This is a genomic window from Methylophaga sp. UBA678, assembly GCF_002299105.1.
Taxonomy (GTDB): domain Bacteria; phylum Pseudomonadota; class Gammaproteobacteria; order Nitrosococcales; family Methylophagaceae; genus Methylophaga; species Methylophaga marina.
The window spans coordinates 283,150-292,065 of the sequence record NZ_DBNG01000009.1 but is presented as its reverse complement, the minus strand read 5'-3'; the positions used below and the strand labels follow the sequence as shown (position 1 = coordinate 292,065).

5 protein-coding genes are annotated in these 8,916 nt (G+C 45.0%); 3 read left to right on the top strand and 2 right to left on the bottom strand.

Annotated elements, in window-relative coordinates; translation table 11 throughout:
• Window positions 1–146: 146 nt before the first annotated feature.
• Window positions 147–1,898 (bottom strand): 30S ribosomal protein S12 methylthiotransferase accessory factor YcaO, encoded by a 1,752-nt coding sequence (gene ycaO / locus B3014_RS06025; protein WP_289243568.1) that lies wholly within the window; start codon window positions 1,896–1,898, stop codon window positions 147–149.
• 68 nt (window positions 1,899–1,966) lie between these two features.
• Window positions 1,967–2,803, bottom strand: a complete 837-nt coding sequence (locus tag B3014_RS06020) for a plastocyanin/azurin family copper-binding protein (RefSeq protein ID WP_289243569.1) — start codon at window positions 2,801–2,803, stop codon at window positions 1,967–1,969.
• 297 nt (window positions 2,804–3,100) lie between these two features.
• Between B3014_RS06020 and B3014_RS06015 the strand changes: the two genes are divergently transcribed.
• From B3014_RS06015 to B3014_RS06005, 3 genes are all read left to right on the top strand, one after another.
• Complete coding sequence (locus B3014_RS06015) at window positions 3,101–4,399, top strand: DEAD/DEAH box helicase (protein ID WP_289243570.1); 1,299 nt, start codon at window positions 3,101–3,103, stop codon at window positions 4,397–4,399.
• Window positions 4,400–4,655: 256 nt separating this feature from the next.
• Window positions 4,656–5,738 carry an efflux RND transporter periplasmic adaptor subunit gene (locus B3014_RS06010; RefSeq protein ID WP_289243571.1) on the top strand — a complete coding sequence of 361 codons (1,083 nt, stop codon included), beginning with the start codon at window positions 4,656–4,658 and terminating at the stop codon, window positions 5,736–5,738.
• A gap of 17 nt (window positions 5,739–5,755) precedes the next feature.
• A complete protein-coding gene (locus B3014_RS06005; RefSeq protein ID WP_289243572.1) occupies window positions 5,756–8,914 on the top strand; it encodes an efflux RND transporter permease subunit in 3,159 nt (1,052 codons plus the stop codon).
• Window positions 8,915–8,916: the final 2 nt, after the last annotated feature.

Genomic DNA, 8,916 nt, shown 5'->3' with positions numbered 1-8,916 from the left:
TAACCAACTGAACTACCGCTCCACTATCCTTCTTGGCAGACTTAAAAAATCGTCTGTTGGCCGAAGAAGCGAGAGAATATACAGCAATTTTTACAAAGGTGTTAGTGTTTCATGTAAAAATTTTTTCTCTCGCCTCTAAACTGACATTAATCCCTTTTATCCCAGTAGGCTTTTTTGGCTTGTTGCAGTTTTTCATAGCCGGCCAGTAAGGCATTATGCCGTTCAAATCCATGCAGACTCAGACCCGGTGTATGTAATTGATGAAAAACTGTTTTTGCCTCAACAATGGCCATTCCATCTTGCACGTTTTGCTCACCGTACATCAGTGACAAATACTGCTGATAATCCTGATACTCACGCTCATCATCCCATTTGATGTCCAATAAGGCTTTTAAGCAACGATAGAAACGTAATTGCGCCTCATTACCTTGTCCCAGCGACAAACACCAATCTACCCACTCCAGTGCCTGTTCATCTTGCAGAGCCAAACACAGCATTAATTTGATTTCACCCAAGCGGATAGTAGACCACAATGTGCCGGGATCAGGTGCCAAGCCGATAAATTGAGCAACCGGCGTATGATCGTTATAGCCACCATCTTCCAGTGCCACTAATAACTCACGCCATTGTTCTTTGGTACGAAATTTCAGTGATAATAAATCTTCGCGGAACAGGGCACCTTCATTATTATTTTCCCAGAGCAACTCATCGACGGGGTAAATATCCGACATACCGGGCACGAGAATACGGCAGGCGTAAACATCGAGATGCTCATAATCGGCAATATAGATATCAAAACCCATCTCATGAATAATATCGGTCAAATAAGTCAGTTCATCGCGTGTAGGGGCATCATGATCCCAATCATAAAACTCATAATCCGGTGCTTCAAGAAAAAAGTCATAAGACACATAACCACTGGAATCAATAAAATGCATTTCCAGATTTTGCGGTGAAGCGACTTCTTCCATATCAAATGTTGGAGGATGGAAAACATCTAACTGATCTAGACCTCTACCTTGCAGTAATTCGGTGACCGTTCTCTCCAACGCCACTTCAAAACTTGGGTGAGCACCAAAGGAAGCAAATACAGAACCATCTTTTGGGTTAATCAAGGTGACATTCATCACCGGGAATTGACCGCCCAGAGAGGCGTCAGCCACTTTCAGATGATAACCATGCTGTTCAAGTTCTTGTAATGCGGCCTTAATTTTTGGAAAGCGGTCAATGACATACTGAGGGACCTCAGGTAGGCAAATGCCTTCAGCAATAATATGATTTTTGACGTAACGCTCAAAGACCTCAGATAAGCCCTGAACCCGCGCCTCATTTTGCGTATTTCCGGCTGACATACCATTACTGACATAAATATTGCCAATGATATTAACGGGGAAATAGATGGTCTGGTAATCACGCTGACGAATATAAGGAACAGCACAAATTCCTCGCTCGCCAACGCCAGAATTGGTATCAAATAATTTATCTGCGGTTAGCGCCCTTTCCGGATCAAAGTGATCCCACAGACCTTCATCTAATATGCCTTCGGGCATTTCACCATCGTTAGAAACAAACCAACGTTCATTGGGATAATGCACAAAAGGCGCCTGGCTATGTTGCTCACCCAGATAGAAGTCAGCAAAAAAATAATTACAACTCAAACGCTCAAAATATTCACCTAAGGCACTGGCTAAACAGGCTTTAGCAGAACTCCCTTTACCATTGGTAAACATCAACGGACAGCTTTTATCACGAATATGCACCGAGTAAACATGGCTGACCGGATTTAGCCACGATGCCTCTTCGACATCAAAACCAAACGCTTTCAACTTCGCTTGCATGGTCGTAATACTGGTTTCCAGATCACGATCTTTACCTTTAATAAATGTTTGTTCAGTCATGATTTTTCCAAAAAATAACCCCCTGCTCAATACGAACAGAGGGTTGTTTGACATCATCAGCGGTTGTCTTACATTTTTTCAGCGGCAGCAATCGCTTTTCTTACTAAACGTCCTGCAGCGCCTTTCGCATCAGCCGCTTTGATTTGCTCGAGGTTGACCGGATTACCAACGATGATGGCGCCGCCCATACCTGCACCAAAGTGAGGTGTGCATTTGTACACATAGATACCTTCAACGGTAAAGGTACGCTGATAGTTTTCACCCATTTGTGAATGCCATGCTTCAGCACCTTCCGGAATCAGGCCTTCTAATGATTGTGTATCATGCGTAGGCATATTTTCCCAAGCGACTTTATCGCCAGGCTGAATCTGAATGACCAGTGGATCATATTTGAGACCAACCGCAGTAACAATGTGCGTTTTCGCTTCTGCAGACGCTTGCTCTTGTTCTGCAGGCGCCGCTTCAGCTTGTGTTTCTTCAACAGCCGCCTTCACTTCTTCAACGGCATCTGTCGCTTCATCATTATCAGGTTCGGCAATAGTAGATTTCACTTCTTCAACAGCCGCTTTCACGTCTTCAGCGGCATCATTCGCTTCACTGGTGTCTGGCTCGGCAATGGCCGCTTCATCTACCACTGTTTCAGGTACCGCCTCTTTCGTATCTTCCATATGCTCGGTGACGGTTTCATTCACACCACCCACTTCGTTTTGTTCAATGGGCTGAGTCATCTCGCTTTCAACAGATGCTGGCGCAACCGCATCACCTACTTTATCTTCTTTATTAGAAGAAGGTACATTGGCATAACGTTCTTTACTGTCATTTACAAAGACCGTAGATACAGCAGCAACAACAAAGATGGCCAATAGCGCAATTACAATGGCAATTAAAATGGATTTTTTCTTCATGATTCCTCCCAAGTAAAAAGTGATAAATGAATGATAACATTCTAAACTGACGATTTTTGTAGAGAAAACAATATTCCTATCAAAACTCTGTCATAATTGTGCCTACAGAACTCGTCGTTACCTGCTTCAGGGTAGACAATAAGTTCCATGTGTTAACAGACGTTCTGGCATGACCTCCACTTTTACATCCCGCTTTGTCGATGTAACACAACCGTGACTGTTAACCTTATCCAAAAACACACGCTGAATAATGCGAAGACGCTGTTTTCACTATATACGTTTTATATTGAGTAAATTATGACATTTTCCGAGTTAGGTCTCATTTTGCCACTGCAACGTGCCGTGACAGAGTCAGGTTATACGACCCCCTCCCCAATTCAAGCCAAAGCCATTCCTGCCATCATGGAAGGTAATGATGTTATGGCAGCAGCTCAAACAGGTACCGGCAAAACCGCAGGATTTACCTTGCCTATTCTGCATAAACTTTCTGAGGGTAAACCTGCCCGAGCAAATCAGGCACGCGCACTTGTACTCACCCCCACTCGCGAGCTCGCCGCTCAAGTGGAAGAAAGCATTAAGACCTATGGTAAATATTTACCATTACGTTCTGCCGTTGTGTTTGGTGGTGTAAAGATAAACCCACAAATGATGCGTATGCGTCGTGGTGTTGATGTGTTAGTGGCTACCCCTGGGCGACTTCTGGATCTCTATCAACAAAATGCTATCCGTTTTGATGAGTTAGAAGTGCTTGTTCTGGATGAAGCTGATCGTATGTTGGATATGGGATTTATCCACGACATTCGTAAGATTATTAATTTACTGCCACAAAAACGTCAGACCTTAATGTTTTCAGCCACGTTTTCCAAAGAAATCCGTGAGCTGGCAAAACGTCTGGTGAAGAATCCTGTCGAAATTTCTGTCGCCCCAGCCAACACCACAGCAAAAAAAGTGAAACAGTGGATTATTCCTGTCGATAAAAAACAAAAACCCGCTTTGCTGAATCAACTTATCCAGGATAATAACTGGTATCAGGTTCTGGTCTTTTCCAGAACAAAACATGGTGCCAACAAACTCACTAAATACCTGGAAGATCATGGGCTGAAAGCCGCCGCCATTCATGGTAATAAAAGCCAAGGTGCGAGAACACGAGCACTTGCCGACTTTAAATCCAATACCATTCAAGTGTTAGTGGCAACAGATATTGCCGCGCGCGGTTTAGATATTGATCAACTGCCCCATGTTATCAATGTTGATTTGCCTAACGTGGCTGCTGATTATGTGCATCGAATTGGTCGAACTGGACGTGCGGGTGCCGCAGGGGAGGCCATCTCCTTGGTCAGTGCCGATGAAGTCGATCAGCTCAAAGATATTGAAAAATTGATTGGGAATAAACTGGAACGTGTGTATGTGGATGGTTTTGAACCCACACATGATGTGCCTGATAGTTATAGCTTAACGAAAAAGACCTCGGCCAAGCGTCATCCGGCTAAACCACGCTCAGCCAGACCGCATTCGGAAAATACGCCAGCGAAACGTCCTGCTCGGCGCCCCCCCAGAAACAAACCATTGAATAGAACCAATAAAAAATCTGGCTAACCATCAATTGGCGTAAGGGACGTTTTGTTTCTTTGCGCCTTTTCATCTTTCCTTCATGTTGATGTTGTAAATTAAACATCACTTAGAACCATTTCTGCTTCCCGCCAGACAGATCACCGCACTAACAAGCTTCCATTAGTAAAAATTGTTTATTCGATGTAATCTTCATTAACAGCCTTAACAAATATTTACATCTTTGGGAACTAAGCGGTGACCAGCTACCTAAATATGCGATAACAGCCGTAAACGGAACAACATGAAGAATCATTATCATTGGAAAAGAGTCTGCCTATTTTTGTTTGTTTTGTCTGGTTTTCTCAGTACATCAAATCTCTATGCTGAAACACCTGTTTCAGTTTTATCACCAGAGAAATCGAAAGTAAGTGATAACTTAACACTCTCAGGAACCCTCACCGCTGAAAAGCGAGCCATGCTCTCACCCCGTGTAGATGGCTTGGTTTCAACTGTATTAGTGGATGCTGGCAGTCAGGTAAAAAAAGGAGACATTTTACTCGAACTTGATCCCGCTTTATCTAAACAAGTGCTCGCTCAGGCAAGAGCGGCGACCGCTGAAGCAAAAGCGGCTCGTGATGAAGCAGAGCGCCTGGTTAATGAAGCCAAAGGTTTACGTGAGAAAAATTATATTTCAGCGAGTGAAAATGCCAGCCGTTTATCAAGTTTAAATCTCTCTGAAGCTGCACTTATGGCAGCCAAGGCAGCTGAAGCATCTGCTCAGGAACAGTTAGCACGTCATCATCTTCCAGCTCCCTTTTCTGGGGTTATCAGCGCTAAACTGACTGAGGTGGGTGAATGGGTCAATCGAGGTACCACTGTGCTGGAACTGGTGGCGACCGATAAAGTCCGCTTAGATGTCAAAGTCCCTCAAGAACGTTTTTCAGAAATTAACCAGCAAAATCAGGTAGAAGTCATTCCCGATGTTTTTCCAGATAAACGCTTCAAAGGCACCATCAATGCCATTGTGCCGGTCAGCGATCCTCAGGCAAGAGCTTTTTTAGTCCGAATTCTGATTGATACTGGCGACATTAGCTTATTACCTGGCACCTCTGCCCAAGCCATCATTGGACTCAATGATAATCAGCAAACTCAACAGCGCATCATCATCCCACGCGATGCTTTACTGCTACATCCTGACGGAGGCTATAGTGTTTTTATTGTTGAGAATGGCATAGCTAAGCGTCAGAAAGTCCAGATTGGCAACCAAAGCAGTCAGGGTGTCACCATTCTGTCAGGCATCACATTAGAAGATAAGGTCGTCACACGTGGTAATGAAGTTTTACGAGACGGAGAAAACGTCACGCTTGTTGACCAAGAACAATAACCAGGTGTCATTTCATCATGCTTGAAGCCCCCATTAGAAACGGAAAGCTGCTTACGGTCATTGTTCTGATCATTATGGTGCTGGGTATCGCCGCGGCAAAACGTATCCCCGTACAAATGATTCCTGATCTTGATGTGCAAACCGTCAGTGTGGTCACTGGCTGGCCAGGCGCAACACCACAGGATATTGAAAAAGAAATCCTGATAGAACAAGAGCGTTATCTGCGAAGTGTTCCCAATCTGGCGCGAATGGAGTCACTGGCCGATACCGGACAGGCCACCATTGAGCTTGAGTTTCCATTTGGTGTGGATATTAATGAAACATTAATTGAGGTCTCTAACGCGCTCAGTCAGGTCTCCAATTATCCCGAAAATGTTGATCAACCTCGCCTCTACAGCAGTTCATTTTCTGAAAATGCCTTTATGTATTTTGCTGTGACCCCACTGCCTGGCAATCCTCTGAGCCTGGATATGGATATGGTCACTGACTTTATCGATGATGATGTCAGACCTAGGATGGAACGTGTAGCAGGTGTGTCTGAGGTTCAACTTCGAGGTGGTGCTGAAAGACAAATACAGATCCATATTGATCCTGCAAAACTGGCGCAGCGTGGACTCTCTCTAACTGATGTCCGAGATGCTATTCGTGAGCGTAACAGAGATACCTCAGCCGGTGATCTTGATGATGGTAAGCGTCGCTATTTTATTCGAACGGTCGGTCGGTTTAAGGATGTTGAAAGCCTGAAAGAACTGACACTTGCCCACCGAAATAACACCGACATCAAACTCAAAGACGTAGCGGAAGTCCGCCTAGATCATTATGAAGTACGGGGCTTATCCATCGTCAATGACGAAGCCGCACTGACCATGGCAGTAAAACGTGAAACAGGCTCAAACGTTATTGATATCAAACAGGCCATGCTGAAAGAAGTGGATGAAATTCGGCAAGATCAACTTCATCCTAACGGCTTAACGATTTCGTTAATTGGTGATGATGTTCGCTATGTTCAGGCCTCGGTAGAAAAGGTCACACAGAATCTGGCACTAGGTGCTATTCTCGCGACACTTATTCTGTATTTATTCTTGCGTTCAGGCAGAGCGACCGTAATTGGTCTGCTCGGTATGCCGGTGTGCACGATTGCTGCTTTTATTGGTCTATTAGCCTTTGATCGCACCATCAACGTCATCTCACTGGCGGGGATCGCCTTTGCTATCGGTATGACAGTGGATAACACCATTGTGGTACTAGAGAGCATTGAGCAGGCGCGCCGACGTGGCCTGGACCGTATTCAAGCCGCGATCACTGGCGTAAAAGAAGTCTGGACCGCGGTACTGGCCTCCAGCATGACCACCGTACTCGTATTCGCACCAGTATTATTTGTCGATGAAGAAGCCGGGCAGCTTTATTCAGATATTGCTATTGCGATATCGACAGCGATATTAGCCTCCATGTTATTCGCCGTCGCTGTCGTACCTGCTGCTTGTGCCCGCGTTGGCTTTGGTGATGACCGTGATCATGGTGATGATTTAAGTCATCCAGGCCCGATTTTAAAATTGGTCAGCTGGCTCAATACTTCGCCCTTTAAACGCCTCCTTTCCATTGTCATTATTTTTACCTGCACAATGGGTGCTGGCTGGTATTTACTTCCACCGGCCGAATATTTACCTGAGGGTGAGGAACCGAAAGCGTTCAGTATGATGGTGGCTCCACCTGGCTATAACTTACCTGAAATGCGTTTACTGGCAGATGATATCCGCCAGCATTTAAGTGAAGCCTTGCAGGCTGACCCAAATAAATTTGATGAAGGTGAACACAAACTACCCGCCCTGAAATATTATTTTCAGCGTATTAATCCAGGCTCAATATGGATTCTGAGTGAACCTGTTCGACCACAAGACTTAGAGGCCATGATGGATGCACTGACATCCATGTTTAAGGAATATCCAGGCATGCGTGGCTTCTCAAACCGTGGCTCAATTATTTCCAGCAGCCAAGGCGGCACACGAGCCGTGAATCTTGATATCTCTGGTGCCGATCAGGAAAGCCTCTATAGTACGGCTGAATACGCGATAAGACGTGCTGAAAAGCTGTTTGGTAACCCACAGATTGAATCCGAACCTTCCGCCTTGTCTTTAGATCAACCCTTAGTCGAAATTCGTCCAAACTGGGATCGACTAGCTGAGATCAATATGTCTGCAGATGATTTTGGTTACACAGTCGCGGCACTGAGTGATGGCGCTTATGTGGACGAGTTTTTTATGAATGATGACAAAATTGATATGTTCATCTTCAGCACCGCCGGACAAAACCAAACCCTGTCCTCACTGGCTAATGTGCCTATCATGACGCCACAAGGGACTGTTTTACCCTTAAATGCACTAGCCAATATTGTGGATACAGTTGATAGCGATCAGTTACGACGTGTGAATGGTCGTCGTACCGTCACTTTATTGATTATTCCGCCAAGAGAGATCGCGCTGGAAACTGCCGTGAATCAGGTTCGTACTCAAATGCTGCCCAATATGCAGGCAGAGGGTGAAGTGGCAAAAGGTGTGTCTATCAGCATTTCAGGGGCCGCCGATCAGTTAGATGCCACTCGTGAATCCTTATCAGGCAACCTGGTCATTGCCTTAATTCTTATTTATTTGCTGCTGGTCGCTATTTTTAGTCACTGGTGGTATCCATTGCTGATTCTCGCGACAGTCCCTCTAGGCATCGCCGGTGGTATTGTTGGCTTAGCGGCGGTCAATGCTGCTGGGCCTTTACTTAATTTATTTGGTGTTCCAGCGATTATCCAGCCATTCGATATGATTACCATGCTCGGTTTTGTGATTTTACTGGGTACAGTCGTCAATAACCCGATTCTGATTGTTGAACAGGCACGAAGAAATTTGGAAGATAAAGCTGTATCGGTTCGTGATGCCGTCAATCAGGCCGTTGCCACGCGCTTACGTCCAATTTTGATGTCCACTGCCACTACCGTATTTGGTCTAGCACCTTTAGTCTTTATTCCAGGTGCTGGTACTGAGCTCTATCGCGGTGTCGGTATCGTGGTACTGGTTGGGATTTTATGTTCAATGATTGTCACACTGACCTTTTTACCCAGTTTATTAATTACAGTATTGAACTGGGCTGAACGCTTTTCTTCCAGAAAAAAAGAGATATCAACGACATAAGA